Raw genomic sequence first — 25,185 nt, forward strand, 5'->3', positions numbered from 1 at the left:
TGTTCGTTATTCGGCGATGCTCAGGAACTTGCTGAGATGCGCGTTCGGCGCATTGTCCTGCCAGCCTTTGACGCGGCCCGAGACGAGCCACAGGTCCGCCTGGGTGAGGAACGGCGCGATCGGCTGTTCCTTCATCAGCAGGGTCTCGGCCTCGTGCAGGACCTTCGAGCGCGCTGCCGGATCCTGTTCTTCATAGGACTTCTTCATCAACGCGTCGTAATCGGCGTTTTCGAAGTGACCGTAGTTGAAGGTCTTGTTGGTGCTGACGCTCAGCGCCAGGAAGTTTTCCGCGTCCGCATAGTCGGCAACCCAGCCGGCGCGGGCGACGTTGAACTTGCCGCCTTCCTGCAGGTAGGCGTAGTGTGAAGACACGTCGAGGTTCACGAGCGAAACCTTGGCGCCGAAGGTGTTCTTCCACATGTCAGCGACGGCCGTTGCGACGCGCTCATGGTTCGGGTTGGTGTTGTAGCGGATCTCGATGTTCAGCGGCTTGCCGCCCTCGCCGTAGCCGGCCTCCTTCATCAGCTTGACCGCTTCGTCTTCACGATCAAGCTGCGACTTGTCCGCGAAGTCCGCCTTGGCAGGATCGCCGTAGCCCTCGATGCCCGGCGGCACCATCGAATAGGACGGGAGCTGCGAACCGCTGTAGATCTCCTTGGCGAGGAAGTCACGATCGACCGCCATCGATAGCGCCCGGCGGACGCGGACATCGCTGTAGGGCTCCTGCCGCGTGTCGAAGGCGTAGTAATAGGTCGCCAGCGTCGGCGAGACGTGGACCTGGTCGCCATAGGACGTGCGCAGCCGCTCGATTTGGTCGGCGGAGAAGTTGTAGGCGAGGTCCATTTCCTTGGCTTCGAAGCGGCGCACCGAGGCAGCCTGGTCGTCGATCGGGTAGAAGATCACCTTGTCGAGCTTGACGTTGGCGGCATCCCAATAGCTGGCGTTCTTCTCGACGGTCAGGCTGTCGTTCGGCACATGCGCCGTCAGCTTGAAGGCGCCGTTCGAAACCATGACGCCCGGCTTGACGAAGTCGGCGGCGTTTTTCTCGACGCTCGCTTTGCTGACCGGCAGCGCCGTCTGGTGTGCAAGCAGTTCCAGGAAGAAGGGTGTCGGCCGCTCGAGGGTAACCTCGAACGTTTTTTCATCGACGGCCTTCACGCCGAGCTGGTCGACCGGCAGCTCGCCCTTGTTGACCTTTTCGGCGTTCTTGATCGGGAAGAGAATGTTGGCGTATTCGGCCGCCGTCTTCGGATCCTCGACACGGCGGAACGAGAAGGCGAAGTCCTCGGCGGTGACCGGCGAGCCGTCCGACCACTTGGCATCGGCACGCAGCTTGAACGTATAGACGACGCCGTCATCCGAAAGCTCCCAGCTTTCGGCGGCACCCGGAACGATCTTGCCGGCGGCATCGTAGATGGTCAGACCTTCATAAAGGTCCTTGAGGATGAATTCCTCGATGTTGATGGAGGTGTGGGCCTGGTCGAGCGTCTGGGGCTCGCCAGCGTTGCCGCGGTGCAACACAGCTTCAGCGAGCGCCGGGCTCGCGCCGATAAGCAGCGAGCCGATCAGTGCGGCCGTGCTGAGGTTGAATTTCAGTGAAGCCATTTTTCTTCTCCTTCCCCTCGTTTTGAGTGTGGTTGATCGCAGGAGAGAAGTGCAAATTCTCACCAAAGGCAAGGCGATTTTGCACCCTCCTTTATAAAACGAAATTCTGATAATCGCGATGGTTGCATTGCATCTTTACGATGGATTCCGTCGCCTCTGCGACATGTTCAGCTTTCGGATTATGCGCCGGAAACCCGCAACTGCAACGATTTAGATCAGAAGGCAAATCGAACCCCGCCCCGGTCTGTGGCGCCAAACTGTCGGCTCTGTGCAAACTTCATGAATAGATTTGGCACTTTACGTAATATGCAGAAAAATTTTGAACGCCTTTCGCAATCTTTTTGCGAGGCGCGCGCATTGCGTGTCGTCAGCAGACTTCGCGCGCAACCAAACGGTGGGCCGCCGCGAGACGATGGAGCAATCCGGAACGCGTCGCTCCTCCAACCATTTCCCGCAACCGCCACCACCAACCAGAAAGCGAATGTGGTGATTTCTGACGGGGCGGGTTTTCATCCACAGCAAATTCCCCTGACGCACGTCAATCAAGTGTCCCAAGCGGCCTTTGGCCCGGTTGCCAAAAGGTCAGCATCAATTATTGTGCGTTTGAGTTGGGTCCGGCACGCCGGTTCCGGACGTATCGAAGCGCGCTCGCACGTGCTCCGCATCGCCGGGTGAACGGCGTGCTTCGGCGGCTGAACCCCGCATCAATTCGTGGCGCCGGGAGTGAGGCGCACCACCATCAGGGAGATTTCGAATGGCATTGATCACGTTGCGGCAATTGCTCGACCATGCGGCGGAGAACGACTATGCGCTGCCGGCCTTCAATGTGAACAATCTCGAATACATCCAGGCGGTCATGCGCGCCGCCGACGCGACCGACGCCCCGGTGATCCTGCAGGCAAGCCGCGGCGCGCGCGCCTATGCGGGTGACGCCTTCCTGCGCCACCTGATCCTCGGCGCGGCGGAAGAGTATCCGCATATCCCCGTCTGTCTGCATCTCGACCACGGCGACCAGCCGTCGACCTGCATTTCGGCGATCACCAACGGCTTCACCTCGGTGATGATGGACGGCTCGTTGGAAAAGGACGGCAAGACCGTCGCGAGCTACGAATATAACGTCGCGGTTACGGCCGAGGTCGTGAAGATCGCCCATGCAGCCGGCGTTTCGGTCGAAGGCGAATTGGGCTGCCTCGGCAACCTCGAGACCGGCGCCGGCGACAAGGAAGACGGCCACGGCTTCGAAGGCAAGCTGTCGCGCGAGGAATTGCTGACCGACCCCGACCAGGCGTTCGATTTCGTCTCCAAGACCGGCGTCGATGCGCTTGCGGTAGCGATCGGCACCAGCCACGGCGCCTACAAGTTCACCCGTGCGCCGGACGGCGAAATCCTGTCGATCGAAACCATCGCCAAGATCAACAAGCGGCTGCCCAACACCCACCTCGTCATGCACGGCTCGTCCTCCGTGCCGGCCGACCTTCAGGAACTCTTCAATGCCTATGGCGGCAAGATGAAGAAGACCTGGGGCGTGCCGGTCTCGGAGATCCAGAAGGCCATCCCGCTCGGCGTCCGCAAGGTCAATATCGATACCGATCTCCGGCTCGCCTTTACCGGCGAGATCCGCAAGCACCATATCGAACATCCGGACAATTTCGATCCGCGCAACTACCTGAAGCCGGCCATCGCCCATATGACCGAGGTCTGCAAGGAGCGCTTCGAGGCTTTCCGTGCGGCCGGCCAGGCGTCGAAGATCCGGGTGCTGAGGCTGCCCGATATGGCCAAGCGCTACGCCAAGGCGGCCTGACGCTCATCAGGTTGGAACGCTGCTATGCCGTGCACCCGCAGGGGCGCACGGCATCGCTTTTTTGTTTCAGCTTTGGCTCTCCAGCGGTGCCTCGTGCTCGTAGAGTTGGTCCATGCTGAGCGACGCCACCTCGGCAAGACGCGCCTGGCTTTTGACGCGCCCGCTGCCGAGAACCACGACGTCGTCACAGAACGAAATCGTGCTTCGATGATGGCTGATGACGATGGTCGTCCGCCGGCCCGCGCGCAGTTTGAGCGTTTCGACGATTGCCGCTTCCGAAAGTCCGTCGACGGCGTTGGTTGCTTCGTCGAGGATGAGGATCGCCGGGTCGCGCACTAGCGCCCTGGCGAGCGCGATGCGTTGGCGTTGCCCGGCGGAAAGGCTCGCGCCCCGGTAACCCACCACTGTCTCGTAGCCCTGCGGCAGGTTTTCGATGAAGCCATGCGCCTCGGCCAACTTTGCCGCACGAACGACTTCCGCTACCGTCGCCTCCTGACCGTAGGTGATGTTTTCGTAAATGCTCCCGTCCACGAGTTCCAGATCCTGGCTGGCGACGGCGATTTGGCGCCGCCATTGGGCAGGGTCGATCTGGTCGAGCGCGACGCCGTCGATGAGGATGCGACCTTCGTCCGGCTCGACGAACCGGCATAGCAGGTTGACGATCGTCGTCTTACCGGCGCCGGATCGGCCGATGAGCGCCGTCGAGCGGCCGGTGAAGATTTCGAAGGTAGTGGAGCGCAGCACCACGGGGCGAGCGTCCGAGCCGGGATATCTGAAGGTCACCCGATCGAATTCGATGCCTCTATGCAATCCGTCAACCGGCTTGCTGCCGGACGGTGGCTTCGGCTTGTCCGATGAATCCAGCAGCCACCTCACCTCTTCGAGCGATCCGCTCCAGCCCTGGATCTGGCTCCAGGACATTTGCAGGGCGCGGACATGCGGCTGCAGCCGATAGAGCAGCACCACGAAGGCGACGATCACCGGAAAGCTCACGCCGGCGAACCAGGCGCTCACGACCGCCGCCAGGAACAGGGCGGAATGCAGAACTTCAGTAAGTGGCGGCAGGACTCCCTGTCGGGTCTGCAGCACGAAGCCGGCGTGGCGAACGGAATCCGACGCCGCGTCGAAGGTTGTCTTTTCGCGGCTTTCCTGCCCGAAGACGCGGATCAGCCTGCCGGCATGGACGAGATGCAGCATTCGGGCCGCAAGTTCGCTGTTGAAAGAGGTGACGTTGCGGCTGGGGCCCTTGAGCGTCGCCGAGAGCACCGCATGTGTGATCTGGACGAGGACGAGACCAAGCGCGACGAACAGCGTCATCTGCCACGACAGGAGCAGGAGGCAGGCGAGCAGAATGATCGTGGCCGAGCCATTCACGATCGCCGCGAGCACAGTCTGGATCGCGTCGGAGGCGCGCCAGGATTCGTTTGAGATGATGTTGAGCAAGCGGCCCGGGTTTTGCTGCAGGAAGAAGGGGTAGCCTATCCTCAAGAGCTGGTCCGAGAGCGCGCTTCGAATGGAATGGCTGGCCTTCCCGTAGATGAAGGTGGTGAGCACGGTGTTTGCAAAGGCAAACACGTTTTTCAGGATGATCAGAGCGAGGACCGCGGCCGCGATCAGCAGCAGCCTGTCGCTCTCGTCCAGTCCGGCCCCTACTTGCTGGAAGGCCGCGGAGATGCCGCTGAGCCCGGCGGCATCCTCGCTGCCGGCAATGATGCCGAGCATCGGAATGATCAGGCCGATACCAGCACCTTCGAGCGCCGCACTCGCGAGCCCGAGGATGACGACCAGGGGCAACAGGCGCACTTGCCGCCCGAGCGCATGGTGCAACAGCTCGAAGCCCGGCATCAGGAAACGCAACATCATCGACCTCGCTCCAGTCCCGGTGTCGTCTCGCCGATACGACGCAATTCCGTCGGCTCTGCCCGGCTTGCCATGACGAGGCATGCGAACTTCGCCGCGCCCATCAGGTTCATCGATACGATGGGCCAGTGGGAGAGTCGCAGTTCGGGGTCGAACCTGTCCCCCCCAAAGGATTGACACCACGCCGACCGAAGGGTCCAGCAGAAGTGCCGGAGGAGCCAAGGCGCCCTGAAGAGGTGCTTCAGGCAGAGCCCGCCGTTCCCCAGACTATAGCTGCGATGAAGCTTCTCGATGGCTGCGCGGGCTTTTCGCCCATGATGGTGGAAGACCGTCATGTCAGGCACATATTCGACCGGAATGCCCAGGCGGTAGGCACGCACGAGATAGTCCGTGTCCTCCGCGGATTGCAGGGGCGCACCAGCTCCGAACCGTTCGTCGAACGGGCCGACAAGAGCCGCGACCTCACGATGCATGGTCATGTTGCAACCGAGCACGAAGCCGCCGGGATGAACGTCCCTGGTCAGTCGCTCGCGCACCTTCGATCGTTTGATCGTGAAGGGGAGGTCAAGGGGATTGCCGAGTTCCACGCGTCCCCCGCGGACAACGCGCTGGTCACCGTTCACATAGTGTCGTTCCAGGTCGGACAGATAGGTTCGGCCGATTTCGCAGTCATCGTCGATGAATACGAGAATCCGACCGCGAGCCCGTTCCATTCCTGCGTTGCGCGCAGCCGCAAGACCTGGTCGCGGCTCGATGACGAGCGTCATCACCATATTCGAGGAGGCGGCGACACGGCGCAGTTCGTCCGGCGTGTCGTCGGTAGAGCCGTTATCGACCACTACAAGCTCACAGGTGATGGCGGGGAATGCGGCGCAGGCCGCCTCGATCGACCGGATGCATGCGACAAGCGCCCCGACCCGGTCGCGGGTACAGACGATGAAGCTCGCAAAAGGCCGCGTGCCCTTCGGCGTGGCAACGGCGCCGACGTGCTTGTCCGCTCCAACGGTCTCTTCAAAGGCCATCGCAGACCACACCATGCTGAGGAAGGACGCTAGCTGCCGGCACGGACTGCATGTAGCGCGCCAGCCAATCCACTCTTCTGGTCGCCGCGATTGAAAGGCGGCTGCACCAAGGTAGGCGCGCACCGGCGAGCAGGCCGTAGCGCTCGCGGCGTCGAATAAGCTGCCATTTGCCGGCTCGCGTCAGAAACTCGTGCGTCAGCTCCGGCCGCTCTTCATCGACGATCATTTGGTAGAGGAAGTAGAAGAAGCACAGGATGCCGTCTTCGTAGGCTTTGCGCGTCTCGGCGGGACAGGTGGAAATCTTGGTCTCAAGAGAGAGGATGAATTCGGCAGCAGTTCCGACCGTGTCTCGTGTCACCGCCGCGCCGACCTCGCGAAGCGGGCTTGCATCGCCAAAAAAGTCATTTCGTTCAAGGTTTTCCGCAACGATCTTCAGATGCGTCTGGCGCATCTGCCGCTGATGCTTGCTCGTCACGCTGGCGTCATGGATCCGATAGGCAACCAGCGGCTCGTCGATCATCGCCGCCGGGAAACGATCGGCGATCCGCCTGAACAGATCGAAATCTTCCGCATGCGGGTAGCCCGGGTCATAGACGAGCGTGTCGTCAGGAATGGCTTTGCGGTTGTAGATCACGGTCGAGTGGAGAAAGATGGTGAAGAACATCGACAGGATGCGCATGCTGTCCCGCCGATAGATCGGGCTCGGTCTGCCGCGGACAATGCGATCGCCGATCAGGGTGTCGATGCCTGTGCCGCACAGGGCGAGCTGTGGCTCTTCGGCAAACAACGCGACCTGGCGGGAGAAGCGGGACGGATAGGCGACGTCGTCGGCATCCATCCGCGCCACAAGGTCCCCTTTGGCGAGCCCAAGCCCCTCATTCAAGGTCGCAATCAGGCCGCGGTTCTCCCGTGAAAGAATGGAAACACGGCCATCGGCCTTGCGATAGCGCTCGAGGATTTCAAGTGAGCGATCCGTCGATCCGTCGTCGATCGCGACGACCTCCAGGTGCTTGTAGTCCTGACGCAGAATGCTCTCGAGCGCGGCGGCGAGATAGGGTTCTCCGTTGTAGACGGGCAATAGGACGGACACCAAGGGGGTGGGCATGGTTCGGCTCGCGTGTTTAGTGAACATCGGAGGTCTCGAAGGCTTTGGCGCGATCGCCCGACGCCCGCAGGTACGCGGGGGTATCGTCGTTTCCTCTTCCAGGGCCGATGCGGACCGTGGCGGCCCCGCCGCTTCGTCGGCGAACGTAGGGAAAGTGGCGCTTGAGCGCGTTCAGCGGCTGTTCGAAGGCGAACCACGAGATCGAGGCGAGGACCAACGTCCCGGCGCCCGCGACCAGAAAGCGCCCCATCCCCTGCTCCGAGACATGGACGGGAATGAAGGATTGCGCCTGGACGACAGCAGCGAGGACGATCGCGTGGTAAAGATAGACACCGTAGCTGATGCGGCCGAGGGCAGTCATCAGCGCGCATTCGAAGAGGCGGCCCAAGGGACCTGCGATGCCGCGCGCGCAACTGCCGACGAGCAAAGCCAGCGGCACCAACGGAAAGATCTCAAGCCCAACCCATGCCAACCATTCGAGGAGTGGCGTCTTCGGCACGGGGCGTAGCCACAAGATGATCAAAGAGATAGCCATCAGCGGGATCCAGCTTTTCCGGACCCATTGCGGCCAGGCTTCGTTCCTCGACCGATGAACGGCCAACAGCCCGCCCGCGGCCAATGCGTCCATCGAAGCCGGAGGCAGCAGATCCCGCGCCAGAGACGGCGTTCCGGTCAGGGGCCAATAGAAGCGGAAGGCGAGCGAAAATGCGATGACCCCGACGCAAATACCGGCAATCGAACGTCGCGGCGCGACCAGGACGACCAGCGGCCAGACGATGTAGAATTGCTCTTCGATGCTCAGGCTCCAGGTGTGACAGAGAACCCAAGGCGTCCACTCGTTCTGGAGCGCGTACCAGAAATTGGAAAGATAAAGCGCGTGCCAGGCCAGCACTTCCTTGGAATGCTCCAGGCCGATCAGCCAAACGAATCCAAGCACGGCAAAATAGGGCGGAAAGATGCGTAGCGCCCGGCGCGCGTAGAAGGATCCGAGGGCTGTTCCGGCTTCGAAGCGCGTGTCGGCGCGTGCGTCCAGCAGCAACCGGGTGATCAGAAAGCCGCTGAGCACGAAGAATAGTCTTACGCCGATATGGCCCCAGTGCGATCCGTCAGCCGCGAAGAAATGGGCGTACAGGACCAAGGAGACGGCAACGGCTCGTAGGCCATCTAACTGACGGTCGCGCGCAATTTGCATGAGCATCCCCCCGAGTTAAACCTTTGCGGGATTCTCCCCTGGTGGCATCGTTCCCTGGGCCGGCATGATTGTTATCGCCCGATGCTCTCGAAAAGCCGAGATTCGGAAAGTTGAAGATAGTTTAGGCGAGCGTGTGCGAATGTATGTCCGAATAGGGCCAAACTTTGGCACGCCATCTGCAAGGATTCCCGCAGATTGACAAAGGCCCTGTGGAGTGTGTCGTGTCTGCAACGGAGCATGGCTCGGCGGGTAAACGACCCTAGTTGCAAAGATTTTGGCAATACGTCTAACAAGCTGCAGAGAAGGCACGCGACATTACATCAAATCTTCGGCGTAAAGCTTTGCCCGTTCACCTAAAATGTCGGCGGCGTATTGATCCACAGAAGCACGGTCTCGCCATCATGGCGGTTCGACCAGGCATGGCGGCGGCGGCTCTCGAAATAGAGGGAGTCGCCCGGGTAGAGGTCATAGAACTGATCTCCGTCGAGCACAAACTCGACGCGGCCGGCAAGCACATAGACGAACTCCTCGCCCTCGTGACGGTAAGCCCCCTCGCTTGATGCGCCGGGCGCCAAGACGAAGCGGTGGCAGTCCATCTGGTTCTTGCCGTCCGCCAGCATCTGCACGGTCACGCCCGGCGTCGTGCGCGGCCAATTGCGCCACTCGCCCGCGCGAACGAGCACGCGCGCCTGCGGCTCCTCCTCGCCCGCCAGGCTCGAGACAGTCGTTCCGAAATATTCGGCAAGATTGTGCAGCACGGCAATTGAGACGCCTTGGGACGTTCGCTCCAGCGTTGAGAGTACCGACGGTGCGATACCGACGTCGCCGGCTACTTGCTCCAGCGTCTTGCCCCCCGCATGTCTGAGGCTCCGCAGCTTCCGCCCGACCTGCAGATCGGCATTGCCTTCCGGTGGCGCTGCAGGCCCGGACTCGTCGTTTGCCGCGCCTTCGGCTTCCAGGGCCTCGCGTATCGCAGCCGGGTTGAGGCCGCGCTCGGCGCGAAACCAGGAAATGCGCTTCAGCCGCGCCAGGTCCGCCTCGGTATATTGCCGGTGCCCAGTCGCCGAACGTTCGGGCACGACGAGACCCTGGGTTTCCCATAGGCGTAGGGTCGAAGCCGAGACGCCGGCGAGCCTCGCGGCCTCGGCCACCTTGTAGCGTATGTTGCCCGCCCCGCTCATCAGTCCCTATCCTTCCGGCGCCGAATAGGACGCGATTCCCAGCCTTCGGCAGCTTGCGGCAATCTATCTGCGAGCCTTGCCGTTTCACAAGGCGTGGTCATCAGTCGTAGTGTTGCCTCGATCACCAAATTTGATTTGCTTTCCATGTCAAAAGATGTACCTCTTTCAATAAAATCTTGCAGAAAAAATGCAATATATCTGCCAACCCTTACACAGGACAGCGATGATGACCAGCCTGACCGACCGCAAGAACGCCGCCATTTCCCGCGGTGTGGGAATGACCACGCAGATCTATGCTGACCGCGCCGAAAATGCCGAGATCTGGGACAAGGAAGGCAATCGCTATATCGATTTCGCCGCCGGTATCGCCGTCGTCAACACCGGTCACCGCCATCCGAAGGTGATCGCTGCCGTCAAGGCACAGCTCGATCGCTTCACGCACACCTGCCATCAGGTGGTTCCCTATGAGAACTACGTGCATCTGGCCGAACGGCTGAACGCATTGGTCCCCGGCAAGTTTGCGAAGAAGACGATCTTCGTCACCACCGGCGCCGAGGCAGTCGAAAATGCCGTGAAGATCGCGCGCGCCGCGACCGGACGCCAGGCCATCATCGCCTTCGGCGGCGGCTTCCACGGCCGCACCTTCATGGGCATGGCGCTGACCGGCAAGGTCGTGCCCTACAAGGTCGGCTTCGGCGCGATGCCGGCCGACGTCTTCCATGCCCCCTTCCCGATCGAACTCCACGGCGTCAGCGTCGAGCAGTCGCTCGCAGCGCTGAAGAAGCTGTTTGCCGCCGACGTCGATCCCGGCCGCGTCGCGGCGATCATCCTCGAGCCGGTCCAGGGCGAAGGCGGCTTCTATCCGGCGCCGACCGCCTTCATGAAGGCGCTGCGCGAGATCTGCGACCAGCATGGCATCCTACTGATCGCCGACGAAGTCCAAACTGGCTTTGCCCGCACCGGCAAGCTCTTCGCGATGGAGCATCACGATGTCGCTCCGGACCTGATGACGATGGCGAAGAGCCTTGCCGGCGGCTTCCCGCTCGCCGCGGTGACCGGCCGTGCCGAGATCATGGACGCACCGGGACCGGGTGGCCTTGGCGGCACCTATGGCGGCAACCCGATCGGCATCGCCGCGGCGCACGCCGTTCTCGACGTGATCGAGGAAGAACAACTTTGCGAACGGGCCAACCAGCTCGGCAACCGTCTGAAGCAGCGTCTTGCGCAGATCCGCGAAAAGGCGCCCGAGATTGTCGACATTCGAGGTCCGGGCTTCATGAACGCAGTCGAATTCAACGACTTGAAGACAAACCTGCCGAGCGCCGAATTCGCCAACAAGGTCCGCCTGATCGCCCTTGAAAAAGGGCTAATCCTGCTGACCTGCGGCGTCCATGGCAACGTCATCCGCTTCCTGGCGCCGATCACCATCCAGGATGAGGTTTTCGCGGAGGCGCTCGATATCCTCGAAGCATCGATCCTCGAAGCGCGCGGTTGACGACGGATCGGGCGACGGCTATCGCGCCTGTTCGAACACGGCTCGGGGGCGCACTATTTTGCGTCCCGGCCCACAACAATAAGAGCGAGGCCTACTGAGCCGCGGTGTGCCTCGCCGGAGGACGCGCCATGGCCCTGACAACGGCACTCACCAAGCATATTCGCGCCGCGGGCCAATTCGCCACGCTCGGTACTGTCAGCCGGCCCTCTGGCGCCTTGGACGGCACGACCTTCGAGGTCTTCAACCCTTCGACCGGTGAATTGCTGGCGACGCTTCCCGACATGGGGGTCGAAGACGCGCAAGCCGCCATCGAGGCCGCGGCGCGGGCTCAGGCGATCTGGGCGGGCAAGCCGGCCAAGGATCGAAGCGCGATCCTGCGCCGCTGGCACGACCTGATCGTGGGGCATGTCGACGATCTCGCCGCCATCCTGACCGCCGAGATGGGCAAGCCGCTAGGCGAGGCCAAGGGCGAGGTTCTGCATGCCGCCTCCTATATCGAGTGGTACGCAGAGGAGGCGAAACGCGTCTACGGTGAGACTTTTCCGGCGCCTGCCAATGACCGCCGCATGCTCGTCATCAAGCAGCCGGTCGGTGTCGTTGGCACCATCACGCCGTGGAATTTCCCAGCTTCGATGGTTGCCCGTAAGATCTCGCCAGCGCTTGCCGCCGGTTGCACGATTGTGCTGAAGCCCGCCGAGCAAACGCCGCTAGTCGCCGGGGCGATGTTCGTGCTTGCCGAGAAGGCAGGCTTCCCCGCGGGCGTCCTCAATTTGCTCTATGCTTCCGAAGGCGCCCCGATCGGGCGCGAGCTCTGCAGCAACCCCAAGGTCCGCAAGATCAGCTTCACTGGTTCGACCGAGGTCGGACGGCTCCTGATGCGGCAATGTTCCGACCAGATCAAGAAGGTGAGCCTCGAACTCGGCGGCAATGCCCCCTTCATCGTCTTTGACGATGCGGATATCAACGAGGCGGTGGATGGGGCGATCCAGGCGAAATTCCGCAACGCCGGCCAGACCTGCGTCTCGGCCAACCGCATCTATGTGCAATCGGCGGTGCACAACACCTTCGCGGATAAATTCGTCGCGCGGGTGCGCGAGCTTCGCGTCGGCGATGGCTTTTCCGCCGGCGCCACCATCGGGCCGATGATCGATAGCCACGCGATCGAGAAGATCGAGGCGCATGTTGCCGACGCGCTGGCGAAGGGGGCTGAACTGCGCTGCGGCGGCAAGCGGATCGGAAGGCAAGGCACCTTTTTCGAGCCGACCGTGCTCACGAGCATTTCACACGACATGCGCGCCGCCCAGGAGGAGACCTTCGGGCCGATCGCCCCGATCATCCGCTTCGAGACCGCCGAGCAGGTGGTGGCCGAGGCGAACGACACGATCTATGGCCTTGCCGCCTATTTCTACGCCGAGAATCTGAAGCGGGTCTGGCATGTCGCCGAGGCGCTGGAATACGGCATGGTCGGCATCAACACCGGCCGCATGTCCTCCGAGGCAGCCCCCTTCGGCGGCATCAAGCAGTCCGGCATCGGCCGCGAGGGCTCGCGCCACGGTCTCGAGGATTATCTCGAAATGAAATATCTCTGCATGGGCAATATCTGAGACTAGTCGCCACTGCCGACGCGATTAGTCGATGATGTGGTAGCCGCCGTCGACGTAGAGCACCTGGCCGGTGATTAGCCGCGCAGCGTCGTGCGCGAGAAAGGCCGTGGCGACACCGACGTCATCGATGTCGACAAGTTCGCGCGTCGGCGATTTCACTTTCGTCTTTTCGAGGAGCGCATCGAACTCGGGGATGCCGGACGCGGCGCGGGTCGCAAGCGCGCCGGGAGAGATCGCGTGCACCCGAATGCCTTTCGGTCCGAGCTCGGCTGCGATGTAGCGCACGGCGCTCTCGAGCGCCGCCTTGGCGACGCCCATAATGTTGTAGTTTTCCACCACGACCTGTGACCCGTGATAGGTCATCGTAAAGAGCGTCCCGCCGCGCTTCATAAGCGGTTCGGCGAGCTGCGCCATGCGGATGAAAGACCAGCAAGAGATGTCCATCGTCGTCAGGAACCCATCGCGCGGAACGTCGGTCACCCGCCCGCCGAGCGCTTCCTTCGGCGAAAAGGCGATCGAGTGGACGACGAAGTCGAGCTCTCCCCAGGTCTCCGCGATGCGCTCGAAGACCGCCTCCATCTGGCCGGGCACGGCAACGTCCAATGGCAGGAAGATCGGCGCCTCGAGCTCGCGCGCCAGCGGCTCCACATAGGGCTTCGCCTTGTCGTTCAGATAAGTGATCGCCACTTCGGCCCCGAAGGCGCGGAAAGCGCGGGCGCAACCCCAGGCTATCGAGCGGTTGTTGGCGATGCCGACGATGAGACCCTTGCGGCCTTCAAGCAACTTGGCCTTGACGGTAGGAATGGACATAAGGTGCGCCTCCGGCGGATCAGGCTTGATGGGTGTTGATCAGCGCCAGCGTATGGCGCGCGATCATCAGTTCCTCGTCGGTCGGGATGACATGAAATGCAACGCGGCTGGTGGCGGTCGAAATCAGCGCGCTGCCGGCATCGTTCGCCGCCGGGTCGAGTTCGGCGCCAAGCCATGCGAGGCCTTCGGCGATCCGGGCGCGGATCGGCGCGGAATTTTCGCCGACGCCCGCCGTGAAAACGAATGCGTCAACCCCACCAAGCGCCGCCGCCAGCATCCCTGCATTGAGCCCACAGCGATGGACGAAATGCGCGATGGCGAACGCGGCGCGCGGATCGTCGCTTGCCAAAAGTTCGCGCATGTCGTTCGAGATTCCGGAAAGACCCTTGAGACCGGCCTCATGGTAGAGGAGGTCCGAGACGGCGTCGGCACTCATGCCCTTCTCCGAGATGAGATAGAGCACGACGCCCGGGTCGAGCTGGCCCGGACGTGTTCCCATCGGCAGGCCATCGAGCGCCGTGAAGCCCATTGTGCTCTCGACGCTGCGGCCGTCGCGCAGCGCGCACATCGACGCGCCGCTGCCGAGATGCGCGACGATAACCTTGCCGCCGGCGGCTTCCGGGGCGATCTCGCGCAGCCGCTCGGCGATGTATTCGTAGGAAAGCCCGTGGAAGCCGTAGCGCCGCACGCCCTGATCATAGAGCGCCCGCGGCAGCGCGTAGCAATCGGCGTGCTCCGGGTGCCCGCGGTGGAAGGCCGTATCGAAGCAGGCGACCTGCGGTACGTCGGGATTGATTTCCATGGCGAGCCGGATCGGCGCCAGATTGTTCGGCTGGTGCAGCGGTGCCAGATCCTGGTAGCTGGCGAGGCGGTCGAGCACCGTCGCGTCGATCAGCACAGGCTGCGCAAAGTCCGGCCCGCCATGCACGACGCGATGGCCGATCGCGCGCAGTTCAAGCCCCTCGAGCGTCAGCAGCCATTCGCGCGCTGCCGCGATGGCGGCCGGAAGGTCGCGAACGGCTTCCGCGGCGTAGCTCTGATCGACAAGCACGCTTCCGCCTGCACCCTTTGCCTGCAGGCGCGGTCGCGTACCGATGCCGCCGATCTGGCCGCGTACTTGGCGCGTCAGGCCCGCCTCGGCTATGCCGAAGACCTGGAACTTCAGGCTGGACGAGCCGGCATTGACGACGAGGAGCGCGTTCATCACGTCAGACCGCCGCCACTTGCGCAGCCCGCGCCGGGCCGCGTAGAGCGCCGCGACGGCGCAGGAAGCGAGACGCGTTCGCACCGAATCGGCCCGCGATGTCATCACGATCGGCACGCGCGCGCCGAGAACGATGCCGGCCGCGTCGGCGTGGGAAAGGAAGGTCAGGTTCTTGGCGAGCATGTTGCCGGCCTCCAGATCCGGCACAACGATGATCTGGGCATGGCCGGCCACCGGTGACGTGATCCCCTTGATGCGGGCCGCCTCCGGATCGATCGCATTGTCGAAGGCGAGCGGTCCGTCGATGAGGCCGCCGGTGATCTGGCCGCGCTCGGCCATTTTGCAGAGCGCCGCCGCTTCGATTGTCGATGGGATCTTCGCCGTGACCGTCTCCACCGCTGAAACGATCGCAACCCGCGGCTCTCCCAGCCCGATCGTCACCCAGAGATCGATCGCGTTCTGCACGATGTCGCGCTTGGCTTCGAGATCCGGGAAGATGTTGATGGCTGCGTCGGTGATGAACAGCGTCTCTGCATGCCCGGGGACATCCATGACGAAGACGTGGCTGATCCGCCGATCGGTCCTGAGACCTGTGGCGGAGGCGGCGACCGCATGCATCAGTTCGTCGGTATGCAGGCTCCCTTTCATCAGAAGCTCGCCCTTGCCTTCACGAATGAGCGCAACCGCCTTGGCCGCGGCGGCGTGACTGTGCGGTACATCGACGATCTCGATGCCGCCGATTTCGAGCCGATGCTCCGCCGCCACATAGCGGATCTTCGCTTCCGGCCCCACGAGCACGGGTTTGATGAGCCCCATTTCCGACGCTTCGAGCGCGCCGCGCAACGAGGTCTCGTCGCAGGGATGGGCAACGATCGTGACCGCGGGCGTTTCGGCCTGCGCGGCGGCGATCAGGCGGTCGTACTTGGACGGCTCGGCCGTCAGTGCAGTCACCTCGGACACAGCGGACCCTCCTAACAGCTCAATCAGGATGTCTTGCGCTCGCGCGCGGTCTTGCGCGACACGAACGGCACCGTCTCACCGCCGAGACCAAAGAGCGTCTCGATGCGCTCCAGTCGCTCGGCTGCGGCGCCGGTTACGGCTCCGGACGCCTGCAGGACCTCCCGCAGAGAATTGAATGCGGAGCTGCGTTCCTCGAGATCTTCCGGCAGCAGGTTCGGGATTGCTGAAAGAGCCGCCTCCTCGTCGATCAGCAGTATGAAATACTGCTTGCGCAGCAGCGCCTTGAACTCCGGAAGGGTCAATTGACTTGCCGTCGTATGGGCGCGGCGCAGCCGGCGGATTGCCTCGAAGCCCCGCTCGTCGGCACCACCGCGCGCCTTTCCGACGAACAGCAGGGCCCTGGCAAGGGCCTCTCGAAGCCCACCCTCGGGAATCTCGGCTCTGAGCGAAGCTATCCTTGCTTCCACCAGCGCCTCGTGCAGGCGGCTTTTCGCCGGTTTTCGCGGCCGGCGGTCGGAATTGCTGTCGATACCGAGCGCGGTCTGCAGCACAGGGGAACCATAGACGGCGCGGAACGTGTCCTCCGAAAGGCGTTCGACCGTCTGACGCCAGGCCTCCAGCCCGTCAACGATCTGCCGCGACACGTTTTCCTGCAGCGCCAGGAATGGGTTCTCTGCGGATGCGGGTTTGCGGTTTTCGCGGGCATGCTCGGCGGCCGCCTGAATCCAGGCCATGAAGGGATTGCTCGGGCCGACGACCTCGTACTGCAGGCGCAGCGGATGCATGCGGCGCATCGCCTCCGCCATGGGCGGTGTCACCATGGCCCTGACCGTCGGTTGCAGGTAGGTTCGGTAAAGTGCCAGATTGATATCGGAGATCTTCGCGGCTGCGGCGAAGAGACGCTCGTCCTCGAGATCGTTGCCCCCGAGCGCGCGGATATCGTCCAGCGTTCGGGCCTCGCAGCGCATCACCCATTCACCGGCGATCAAGTCCCTGCCCTCGACAATTTCGCTTACGGGCTCCAGCACCGCTTCATAGAGACCCGGTGGCAGCACATCGATGAGATCGATGTTGGACGCGAACTCGTCGTGCTCCTTCCGCGCGACGCCGGCGGAGACGAATATGCCGAGATGCCCTACCTTCTCATGCACGGCGTAGACGATGGTCTGGCCGTGCGCGCGGATTTCGTCGACGCTGTCGTAGAGGTCGAGAATCCAGTCGAGCGCCTGCGGCGGCGGCGTGATGTTGTCGCCCTTCGAGCAGAAGACGACGATCGGCGAGTGAATGTTGCGCAGGTCGATGGCGGTGCCGTCGGAGGTGCGGATTTCGGCCGCGGCGAGCTTGTTACCGACGAAAAGTTCGTCGACGATGAACTGCATCTCCTCGGCGTTCAGCGTCACATGTCCGCCCCACCAGCGCTCGAAGCCGAGATAGCGCTCCGCCTCCGTGTCTACGTTCGAGTAGAGATTGTACTGCTTGGTCCAAAGCGTATTGGCCGGGTTCTGGTTCTCGAAGTTCTGCACCAGCCAGGCGCCATCGAATATGCCGGCGCCGAGATCGCCGGTGAGCGCGGTCAGCCAGCTGCCGCCGAGCAGTCCCCCCGAATAGCGCATCGGGTACTGCCCTCTGACCCCCGCCCAATAAGAAAGCGGCGTGCCGGCAATGATGATGGGACCGAACAGTTCCGGACGCAGCGATGCGAGGATCATGACGGCCCAGCCGGCCTGGCAGTTGCCGATCACGCAGGGCTTGCCGTCGGCATCGGCATGGCGGGCAATGACCGTCTCGAGGAAGACCGCTTCGGCGCGGGCGATGTCCTCGATCGTCTGGCCGGGAACGGGCTCCGGAAGGAAGCCTATGAAATAGCAGGGATGGCCCGCCTTCATCGCCACTCCGATCTCGCTGTCGGCCTTGAAGCCGCCAATTCCAGGTCCGTGGCCGGCGCGCGAATCGACGACAACGAAGGGTCGTTTCAGCGGGTCGACCACGATTCCCTCGGGCGGGATGATCCGCACGAGTGCGTAATTGACCGGCTTTTCGAGCTTGCGGCCGTCAACAACGAGCTCCGCTTCGTAATTCAGCACGTGCGGAGCAGTCTGCGCCGTGTGCTTCTCGTACTGCTCGCCTCGCTGGCGCATGACATCGAGAAACAGAATGGAGCGCTGCCAGGCATCGAGCGAGTAGGCGAATGCGTCTGGAAATGTCGGCACTGTCGGGATGGTGGAATGCTTGGGCATAATGTCCACTCCTCGCCTTGACCGAAGGTCGGTCCCATTCTGGTCTGCATAGGCTAGCGCTCCTTGTCGAGCGCTGATCCACGTCAAAGAAGGTGGGCGGCATGGGCCGCAACATTATCCGGCATATTTGCCGTGAAGCCTTCTCGCCTCACGGGTTCGAAGAGCGTAACCGTGGCGTGTTACGGCGATTTGTCATTCGCAGGCTCACGAACCGTCGTGTACCCCTCTCCTCTCGAAGCCGCATGCATTTTGGCGTGCTTCGACGGACGGCGTCGAGCACTGTTGGCGACGGTTCCGGGCGATTAGCATTGCACCGAAACGGTGGCCCCGCAAGGCAACCCTTGAAATTCATCGCAGGTCTTGCCAATTGGGGCAAAAGTCCAAGGAGGTCCGCAACACGATGAGTGAAGTCGAAATGTCCGTCGAGAAACATGTCTTCGAAGCCGATGTGGCGAAATTGCTGCATCTGATGGTGCACTCGGTCTATTCCGACAAGAACGTCTTTCTCCGCGAACTGATCTCGAACGCGGCGGACGCCTGCGAGAAGCTGCGCTATGAAGCGATCGTCGCGCCGCAACTGCTCGGCAGCGATCCCGCACCGCGCATCATGCTGACCCTGGACGAGGAAAATGCCCGCCTCATCGTCGAGGACAACGGCATCGGCATGAGCCGCGACGAGCTGGTCGAATCGCTCGGCACCATCGCGCGGTCCGGCACCCGCGCCTTCATGGAGCGGATCGAGGCCGCTCAGAGCAAGGACGGCGCGCAGCTGATCGGCCAGTTCGGCGTCGGCTTCTATTCGGCCTTCATGGTCGCCGACAATGTCGACGTCGTCTCTCGCCGCGCCGGCTCCGACACGGCCTGGCACTGGGCCTCGGACGGCAAGGGCAGCTACACCGTATCCGCCGCCGAGCCCGCCGATGCGCCGGCGCGCGGTACGCGCATCACCCTGCATCTGATGGACGACGCGAAAACCTACACGTCGCGCTGGACGGTCGAGCGCATCGTCAAGGATCAGTCCGGCCACGTCCCTGTGCCGATCTCGATCATCGAGAAGCCCGGCGCCGAGCCCGCCCAGGTCGCCGACGGTACGGCGCTCTGGACCAAGCAGAAGAGCGAGATTTCCAAGGAAGACTACACGGACTTCTACCGCGGCGTTGCCGGCCAGTATGACGAGCCGGTGCTGACCGTCCACTTCCGCGCCGAGGGGCGCCACGAATATACGGCGCTCGCCTTCGTACCCGGTTCCAAGCCCTTCGACCTGTTCGACCCCGACCGCAAGGGCCGGATGAAGCTCTATGTGAAGCGCGTCTTCATCACCGATGAGGCGGAATTGCTGCCTCGCTATCTGCGTTTCGTCCGCGGTCTCGTCGACACCGCCGATCTGCCGCTAAACGTCTCGCGCGAGATGATCCAGGAAAGCCCGCTTCTCGCGAGCATCCGCAAGGGCCTGACGAACCGCGTGCTGACGAGCATAGAAAAGCTCGCGGAAAGCGAGCCGGAGAACTTCGCCAAGCTTTGGGAAAACTTCGGCAGCGTCATCAAGGAGGGCATCTACGAGGACTTCGAGCGGCACACGCAGCTCCTTGCTCTTTCCCGTTTCCGCACCGCGTCCGACGACACGCCGCGCGGGCTTAGCGATTACGTGAAGGATATGAAGGACGGTCAGTCGGCAATCTACTACTTGACCGGCGACAATCTGGCCCAGTTGCAGGGCTCACCACAACTCGAAGGCTTCCGCGCACGGGGCATCGAGGTGCTGCTCCTGACGGACCCGGTCGACAGTTTCTGGGTGACAACGGCGCCGGATTTCGAGGGCAAGCCCTTCAAGTCGATCACCCAGGGCGCCGCCGATCTCGCCGGCATCGCAAAACGGGACTCCGACGCCGCCTCTTCCGAGACAAGCCCGGCGGTGGCTGAGTTCGTGACCTTCGCCAAGGCGACGCTCGGCGAGGCTGTCTCCGACGTCCGGGCCTCCGACCGCCTGACCGAAAGCGCCGTCTGCCTGGTCGCGCCGGAACACGGCCCGGACCGCCAGCTTCAGAAGATGCTGCAGGGCGCCGGGCGTATCGAAGGCGCGGCAAAGCCTGTCCTCGAAATCAATCCCGGCCACGCCCTGATTGCTGCCCTTGCCGGCTCCCCGGCGGAAGACCACGCCTTTCGCGAGGATGCGGTGAAGCTGCTGCTCGACCAGGCGCGCGTTCTCGACGGCGACAAGCCCGAGGATCCCCGCGCCTTTGCCGAGCGACTGTCGCGGGTGTTCGGGCGGGCCTTGCAAGCCAACCGATGAGATCGAAACAGTTAGTCCAGCGAAGAACGATACCGCTTGCCTCGTGGGAGCCGAGCGCAAGTGTCGCGCTTCCACGATAGCGACATCGCGGCCTCTGTGGCCGCGTGGCTTAGATATCACTGATTGACGCCAAGATAGGCGGCGTATTTCGACTGAAACTCGCTCGATAGCATCATGGCCAAGGCCACATGCTTCCGCGTCACCGTGCCGCCAGCCAGATCCCTCGCGTAGCTGTCGAGCCCGTGGGGGTCGGCTGAACGGTCCACAAGCAGGAGATAGAGAAAATCGACGTAGGAGCGATCGGTCAGGCCGAAAGTTGCATATCGGTCCTTGAACTCGTCGGATCCCATCAAGGTGAGCATCAACTCCGTTACGTTTGTCTCGCCATTCTCCAAGGCTTTCGCCCACTGCTCCAAGGCTTCCGCGTCATCCCGGTGTCCCAGCATGAGGCAAAAGGCAAAACGCGTCTGTTTGATCGGGAGGGGATCGGAAGGTCTGTTCTCCGCTATGTCACAGTCTCTCCTGGGGCGGGGCTCGGGACGCGTCCCGAGGATCAAATCCCTGACTGCAGCATAGGCCGGCTTGGGTTCGCCAATAGTCCAGCCGCCGTCGCTCTTTGCGTTCAGCCTCACCAAGCCCATGTCCGCCTCGAAGCTGGGTGCCCAATACGTTTCGTCCAGCAGCTCATAGATATGGGCGGCTTCCACACTGTACTTCGCTTGAAGCTCACGCAAACGCGTCATCGCCTGCTTCAGTCCGCCGGCCTGCTGCTCGTCGCTGTGTTGGCTTCCAAGGGGGTTGTTGAATTCGGTGACCCATATCGGGTGGCCAAATTCTGCCAGCTTCTTGAACGCCCATTCTGGGTCTTGGCCATACATATGCCAGACGGAGATGTCCCACTTGATCCCATCCTGCCGCATCCGTTCAAAGGCACCGACATGCCCCCAGCCGGCCGTGCCGATCGCCTTGCGGATGTCTGGGTCGACCTCGATCATCCCATCCGACAGACCCTTCAAAACGGCGCTTACCTTCGCCCAGCGCGGACCATAGTATTGCGAGGGGCCGTCTCCACCGGCGGGTCCCCACTCGCAGGGATATTGGCTGCCGTCATCCCGCTTTTCGCATGGTTTGATGATCGCATAGTTTTCCATCTCATTCCCCAATTCCCAGACGCGGATGTCGTCCTTGAATCGGGAACCAAGCGCGACGGCGAGTTCGTAGGCCTTGTCGTAAAGCTTCTCGGCGCTGTCTTCATCGAGGTCGATATTGCCAGGGGTGATCACGGGAAGAATGTCGATGCCGCGTGCCTTTCCTTCTTTCACAAGCACGGCCAGATCCGATGCGCTGGCCGCGTCGGTAATATTCACGCGATAGGACCTCATGCCGAGGTCCTGGAGAAAATCGAACTGTTGTTCAATTCCGATGCCGGGATAGGCAGTAATAGGATGGCCGTTAACGCCCCAAAGAATGTCTGCGGATGTCGAGGCTGCCATGGTCAAGAGGCTTACCACTCCGAATATCAGCCGAGTGAACATAATCGAATTCCTTCTACTACGCTCGTTGGAACATGCCGTCCCTCTGCAGCCGCGGCAATTCGCCGAAATAAGGAACCGACCGCGTCCGCTACCCTTATTGGTGACCCGTTCGCCTTCTGTTTGTTAGCATGACGATTGGTTGGCCCGCTGAGGGATGTCAGGGTATCCTGCGCTGAAGAACTATCTGGACGCGTCAGCGAAAGTTTGTATATTCGAGGACCAAAGCGGTCGAGTCACTATGGCCTTCGGGGTGACCTAGCTAGCTAGCGACATGCTTTGATTGTCCTATTTCGCTGTATGTGACTAAGTCCTTTGGGCGATGACTCACTGCTGAATTTTCATCGAGTGGCGATAGGAGTAGCGGTTTTGGTTTACTCGTCCCAATGCCTGGACAACCGGCTGCAGAGTTACATCTACCAAGCGCCACTTCCAGTTCCCAGCGTGAGTGTTCAAGTCAAGGCTCGCGGATAGCTTCATCGAAGCCACGCAGCAGTGGATAGAGAAAATAGGAGATCACCGTTCGACGGCCGACCTTGATCTCGGCAGATAACGTCATGGCAGAAGGCCTCACGGGCCCGCGGGGCGCTCGGACCTTGTTCCAGCCCAGTTGGGGTGGGACCATAGTCTATTGCTGCGTACCCGTCCGGTGATGAGGTATCGAGATCAGGGTTTGAAGCGGCCCGCTGCGAATAGCCATTCCAGGAAATGCAAAATTGCACCACCTCGGCCGGTGCGTGTGGAAGCAAGGCAGTGCCGTCACCGGGCTGGATAGAGGCAAAGCACTCTGCGAGTATTTTCATTTCCTCAGCAGAGATTGCAGCCTTCTCCCGAGGGCGCATTGCTTCAACTGCTCCGGCAAAGATTCTCTCCTAGATCAATATTCCCACCAGCAGAAGGAACACTGTTTTCAACTTGCACCGCATCCGCACATCTCGCTGAAGGAGCGGGCAGTTTGCCAATCAGAAGTTTCCGAAGTGTGATCGTTCCGCGGCATACACCGTGGTCCTCACCGGATGGGTACATTGCTGCAGTCTATTGCTGCTTGCTACTCCGTTTGGCGTGCTTGCCTATCGCCGCCTATTTGAGAGGATGCTACCAAGCGAGCTTGATGTTTGACGCCCCTGCCCCGGCGGTCGTCCCATTGACGGATCCTCCTTTACAACGGTTGGCCTCCGGATTTCGGCATCGGCTCAAGCCCGCCTCTCGGCAAACGTACGGCAACCTGGCAGGTACGCGCCGCAGTATTGGAACCGACAGCCCATGCAGATTTCGTTCGTTGGCCTCTTAGTCTGTGCGGGAATTCTGCTGGTCGGATACTTTTGCCGCGGCCCATTGATCATTGGTCTCATTGCTTCCCTGGCTTTCGGCGCAACAGCATTCATGACGCTTAGCTCGCTTGGCGGGTCATCACCGCTAATCTATACATTCTTCGCCGTTCTTCTGGTGACGGCGGTCGCTACCAGGCGGAGGATTTGGCGGGACCTTGGCGACGTTTTCGGCAAGATTCGACCCCTCTGGGTTCTCTGCAGCCTGATGCTTTATGCCATAGTCGGCGCTTGGTTGTTTCCCCGCCTGTTTGCGGGCCAAATAAGCGTCTTCGTTCAGTCCCCGACGCGGCGTGGGATCGTGGAGGCCGCTCTCGTGCCAGTATCGGGCAATATCACGCAGACCGGATATTTCGTCCTTGGCGGCCTCACAGCCATTGCCCTGTGCGTGTTGCTTCTACAGGAAGACAGGATAGAGAGTATTCGGCGCGGCTTTCTTCTTTGGTGTGGTCTTCACGCCGGCATGGGATTGCTCGATTTGCTCGGCAAACTGGCCGGAGCCGGAGACATCCTTTCACCTGTCCGTACAGCCAGCTACGCCATGCTCACAGAGGTCACAGAAGGTGGTTATTGGCGCATTGCCGGCGCTAACTCGGAGGCATCGGCTTTCGGCGGTGGAGCACTCACCTGCCTTGCGTTCTGTTATACTTACTGGCGTAAGACCAAGTCGCGGCTGGCTCAGGGGCTCGCCTCCCTGTTACTGGTCCTTCTGGTTCTTTCCACGTCCTCCACCGCGTATGTCGGCTTGGCCATATTGAGCATTCCAATTGGGCTTTCCATCTTCCGTTCGTTTCTGGGTGGCCGCATCGACAAGGATGAAATACTGATCATCGCGCTCATTGCACTCGCTGCCGCCACTGCCCTTTCAATCGTCCTTTACAAGGAAGAATTCTTCGCACCGTTCGTCCATTTGATTGATTCCATGGTGCTCAGCAAAAGCTCGTCCGCATCAGGCCAAGAACGGCTCTACTGGAACATCAAAAGTCTCCAGGCTTTCATTAACACAAGCGGTCTCGGCGTCGGCTTAGGCAGTTCCCGTGCATCGAGCTGGCCTATCGCGATAGCTTCTCAGCTAGGCCTCGTCGGGAGTGTTATGATGCTAACGCTATTGTTCGTCGTGTTCAGAGGTATGGGAAGCCTCAAGCACCACGTCGATCGCGAAACGAATGCGGTGGTATCGAGCGTACGGGCTTGCGCGCTGGCCTCCGTCGTCTCCAGTTCTTTAATCGGTGCGAGTGCCGACCCGGGCATGTTCTTCTTCATTGCGCTTGCCGTCATCTCCACGACCAGGGCCAATGCCCGCAGGAACAGTCGTGCTGCTGCCAAGCGCGCTTTGCAGTTCGGCCAACCCGCGCCTTTCGCTCCTATCTGAAGTCGCTGGCCGGACATGCGCCACCTTCACGGTCGTCGTCACGCCATTAATCAGAATAATCTCGTGGCTCCAGTCGAACTGGTATGCCTCACCTGGCGCGTAGTAGAGGGGAACGTAGGCTTCCGCTGTCACCGCTCCCCGGTTCTTCGCCCATGTCTTGGCATAACGCCGGATCGCGTCATAACTGCCATCGTAGCCGAGTGCCCGGACCTCTTCGTAAATCCGGATCAGCGTCAGCCGTTCACGTGACGGCTTGCCCTCATTGGCTGTCAGGAACCGCTCGATCTCGGCCTTCCATGCTCCGATCCGTGGCAGCGGTTGCCGTTCTCGTTCATAGGTAAAATCGGTCTCTTCGGAGCGCAGTATCTTGCGAACCGTGTTGCGCGACACATGGAGTTCCCGGACGATCTTCTTCACCGACCAGCCCTGCACATGGAAGGCCCGTCGAACACGCGCAATCGTATCCACTCGCTTCAACTCCCGCTCCATCCGCCGCAAAAAGCCGGATGGTCAGATGAAATCTGAGGGGGGTCAAAATTGGGCTCTGACGCAGTTTTGGTGGTGACGGATTTTATCCCGCGCCAATG

15 protein-coding genes and 2 pseudogenes are annotated in these 25,185 nt (G+C 61.7%); 5 read left to right on the forward strand and 12 right to left on the reverse strand.

Features of this window, described 5'->3' with window-relative positions; genetic code table 11:
- Window positions 1–6 precede the first annotated feature (6 nt).
- Window positions 7–1,605, reverse strand: a complete 1,599-nt coding sequence (locus N181_RS23890) for a peptide ABC transporter substrate-binding protein (RefSeq protein WP_050994739.1) — start codon at window positions 1,603–1,605, stop codon at window positions 7–9.
- 754 nt (window positions 1,606–2,359) lie between these two features.
- On the opposite strand from N181_RS23890, the gene fba reads away from it, so the two are divergent.
- Entirely contained in the window at window positions 2,360–3,406 is a 1,047-nt protein-coding gene (gene fba / locus N181_RS23895; RefSeq protein WP_037435130.1) for a class II fructose-bisphosphate aldolase, read from the forward strand.
- Between the two features lie 66 nt (window positions 3,407–3,472).
- On the opposite strand, the gene N181_RS23900 is transcribed toward fba, so the two are convergent.
- The 5 genes from N181_RS23900 to N181_RS23920 form a co-directional block, all read right to left on the reverse strand.
- A complete protein-coding gene (locus N181_RS23900) occupies window positions 3,473–5,266 on the reverse strand; it encodes an ABC transporter ATP-binding protein (RefSeq protein ID WP_037435147.1) in 1,794 nt (597 codons plus the stop codon).
- On the reverse strand, window positions 5,266–6,288 hold the full coding sequence (locus N181_RS23905; RefSeq protein WP_037435132.1) for a glycosyltransferase family 2 protein: 1,023 nt from the start codon (window positions 6,286–6,288) through the stop codon (window positions 5,266–5,268). The genes N181_RS23900 and N181_RS23905 overlap by 1 nt, the downstream gene beginning before the upstream one ends.
- Window positions 6,278–7,393, reverse strand: coding sequence for a glycosyltransferase family 2 protein (locus N181_RS23910; RefSeq protein WP_037435134.1), 1,116 nt, complete (start codon window positions 7,391–7,393; stop codon window positions 6,278–6,280). The genes N181_RS23905 and N181_RS23910 overlap by 11 nt, the downstream gene beginning before the upstream one ends.
- A gap of 16 nt (window positions 7,394–7,409) precedes the next feature.
- Complete coding sequence (locus N181_RS23915) at window positions 7,410–8,585, reverse strand: acyltransferase family protein (protein ID WP_037435149.1); 1,176 nt, start codon at window positions 8,583–8,585, stop codon at window positions 7,410–7,412.
- A 353-nt stretch (window positions 8,586–8,938) separates the two neighbouring features.
- On the reverse strand, window positions 8,939–9,766 hold the full coding sequence (locus N181_RS23920; RefSeq protein WP_037435136.1) for a MerR family transcriptional regulator: 828 nt from the start codon (window positions 9,764–9,766) through the stop codon (window positions 8,939–8,941).
- 226 nt (window positions 9,767–9,992) lie between these two features.
- Here N181_RS23920 and N181_RS23925 point away from each other — a divergent pair, with 226 nt between their 5' ends.
- On the forward strand, window positions 9,993–11,261 hold the full coding sequence (locus N181_RS23925) for a 4-aminobutyrate--2-oxoglutarate transaminase (protein ID WP_037435150.1): 1,269 nt from the start codon (window positions 9,993–9,995) through the stop codon (window positions 11,259–11,261).
- Window positions 11,262–11,389: 128 nt separating this feature from the next.
- Entirely contained in the window at window positions 11,390–12,865 is a 1,476-nt protein-coding gene (locus N181_RS23930) for an NAD-dependent succinate-semialdehyde dehydrogenase (RefSeq protein WP_037435138.1), read from the forward strand.
- Window positions 12,866–12,889: 24 nt separating this feature from the next.
- Here N181_RS23930 and fabI read toward each other — a convergent pair whose 3' ends face one another.
- The 4 genes and pseudogenes from fabI to N181_RS23945 form a co-directional block, all read right to left on the reverse strand.
- The gene (gene fabI / locus N181_RS23935) at window positions 12,890–13,675 is read right to left on the reverse strand and encodes an enoyl-ACP reductase FabI (RefSeq protein ID WP_037435139.1); all 786 of its coding nucleotides are present in this window, start codon (window positions 13,673–13,675) and stop codon (window positions 12,890–12,892) included.
- Between the two features lie 19 nt (window positions 13,676–13,694).
- Window positions 13,695–14,879, reverse strand: coding sequence for an acetate/propionate family kinase (locus N181_RS23940; protein ID WP_037435152.1), 1,185 nt, complete (start codon window positions 14,877–14,879; stop codon window positions 13,695–13,697).
- Between the two features lie 30 nt (window positions 14,880–14,909).
- Window positions 14,910–15,839: pseudogene (locus N181_RS32300) on the reverse strand (phosphate acetyltransferase); the annotation flags it as partial.
- Between the two features lie 23 nt (window positions 15,840–15,862).
- The gene (locus N181_RS23945) at window positions 15,863–18,076 is read right to left on the reverse strand and encodes a DUF3141 domain-containing protein (protein ID WP_060563943.1); all 2,214 of its coding nucleotides are present in this window, start codon (window positions 18,074–18,076) and stop codon (window positions 15,863–15,865) included.
- A 400-nt stretch (window positions 18,077–18,476) separates the two neighbouring features.
- Between N181_RS23945 and htpG the strand changes: the two genes are divergently transcribed.
- Window positions 18,477–20,366: a molecular chaperone HtpG gene (gene htpG, locus N181_RS23950; protein WP_037435154.1), complete on the forward strand. Its 1,890-nt coding sequence runs from the start codon at window positions 18,477–18,479 to the stop codon at window positions 20,364–20,366.
- A gap of 116 nt (window positions 20,367–20,482) precedes the next feature.
- Here htpG and N181_RS23955 read toward each other — a convergent pair whose 3' ends face one another.
- The gene (locus N181_RS23955) at window positions 20,483–21,901 is read right to left on the reverse strand and encodes a DUF4214 domain-containing protein (RefSeq protein WP_037435144.1); all 1,419 of its coding nucleotides are present in this window, start codon (window positions 21,899–21,901) and stop codon (window positions 20,483–20,485) included.
- A gap of 1,260 nt (window positions 21,902–23,161) precedes the next feature.
- Here N181_RS23955 and N181_RS23960 point away from each other — a divergent pair.
- Window positions 23,162–24,598, forward strand: a complete 1,437-nt coding sequence (locus tag N181_RS23960; protein ID WP_037437054.1) for an O-antigen ligase family protein — start codon at window positions 23,162–23,164, stop codon at window positions 24,596–24,598.
- Window positions 24,599–24,607: 9 nt separating this feature from the next.
- Here N181_RS23960 and N181_RS35005 read toward each other — a convergent pair.
- A pseudogene (locus N181_RS35005) lies at window positions 24,608–25,075 on the reverse strand (helix-turn-helix domain-containing protein); the annotation flags it as partial.
- Window positions 25,076–25,185: the final 110 nt, after the last annotated feature.

Origin of the sequence: Sinorhizobium fredii USDA 205, from assembly GCF_001461695.1 — a bacterium.
Taxonomy (GTDB): domain Bacteria; phylum Pseudomonadota; class Alphaproteobacteria; order Rhizobiales; family Rhizobiaceae; genus Sinorhizobium; species Sinorhizobium fredii.

What these genes read in the sequence shown, in the direction of transcription:
- N181_RS23890 (WP_050994739.1), bottom strand. Translation starts at nt 1,605, where the DNA reads ATGGCTTCACTGAAATTCAACCTCAGCACGGCCGCACTGATCGGCTCG.
- fba (WP_037435130.1), top strand. Translation starts at nt 2,360, where the DNA reads ATGGCATTGATCACGTTGCGGCAATTGCTCGACCATGCGGCGGAGAAC.
- N181_RS23900 (WP_037435147.1), bottom strand. Translation starts at nt 5,266, where the DNA reads ATGTTGCGTTTCCTGATGCCGGGCTTCGAGCTGTTGCACCATGCGCTC.
- N181_RS23905 (WP_037435132.1), bottom strand. Translation starts at nt 6,288, where the DNA reads ATGGCCTTTGAAGAGACCGTTGGAGCGGACAAGCACGTCGGCGCCGTT.
- N181_RS23910 (WP_037435134.1), bottom strand. Translation starts at nt 7,393, where the DNA reads ATGCCCACCCCCTTGGTGTCCGTCCTATTGCCCGTCTACAACGGAGAA.
- N181_RS23915 (WP_037435149.1), bottom strand. Translation starts at nt 8,585, where the DNA reads ATGCAAATTGCGCGCGACCGTCAGTTAGATGGCCTACGAGCCGTTGCC.
- N181_RS23920 (WP_037435136.1), bottom strand. Translation starts at nt 9,766, where the DNA reads ATGAGCGGGGCGGGCAACATACGCTACAAGGTGGCCGAGGCCGCGAGG.
- N181_RS23925 (WP_037435150.1), top strand. Translation starts at nt 9,993, where the DNA reads ATGACCAGCCTGACCGACCGCAAGAACGCCGCCATTTCCCGCGGTGTG.
- N181_RS23930 (WP_037435138.1), top strand. Translation starts at nt 11,390, where the DNA reads ATGGCCCTGACAACGGCACTCACCAAGCATATTCGCGCCGCGGGCCAA.
- fabI (WP_037435139.1), bottom strand. Translation starts at nt 13,675, where the DNA reads ATGTCCATTCCTACCGTCAAGGCCAAGTTGCTTGAAGGCCGCAAGGGT.
- N181_RS23940 (WP_037435152.1), bottom strand. Translation starts at nt 14,879, where the DNA reads ATGAACGCGCTCCTCGTCGTCAATGCCGGCTCGTCCAGCCTGAAGTTC.
- N181_RS23945 (WP_060563943.1), bottom strand. Translation starts at nt 18,076, where the DNA reads ATGCCCAAGCATTCCACCATCCCGACAGTGCCGACATTTCCAGACGCA.
- htpG (WP_037435154.1), top strand. Translation starts at nt 18,477, where the DNA reads ATGAGTGAAGTCGAAATGTCCGTCGAGAAACATGTCTTCGAAGCCGAT.
- N181_RS23955 (WP_037435144.1), bottom strand. Translation starts at nt 21,901, where the DNA reads ATGTTCACTCGGCTGATATTCGGAGTGGTAAGCCTCTTGACCATGGCA.
- N181_RS23960 (WP_037437054.1), top strand. Translation starts at nt 23,162, where the DNA reads ATGCAGATTTCGTTCGTTGGCCTCTTAGTCTGTGCGGGAATTCTGCTG.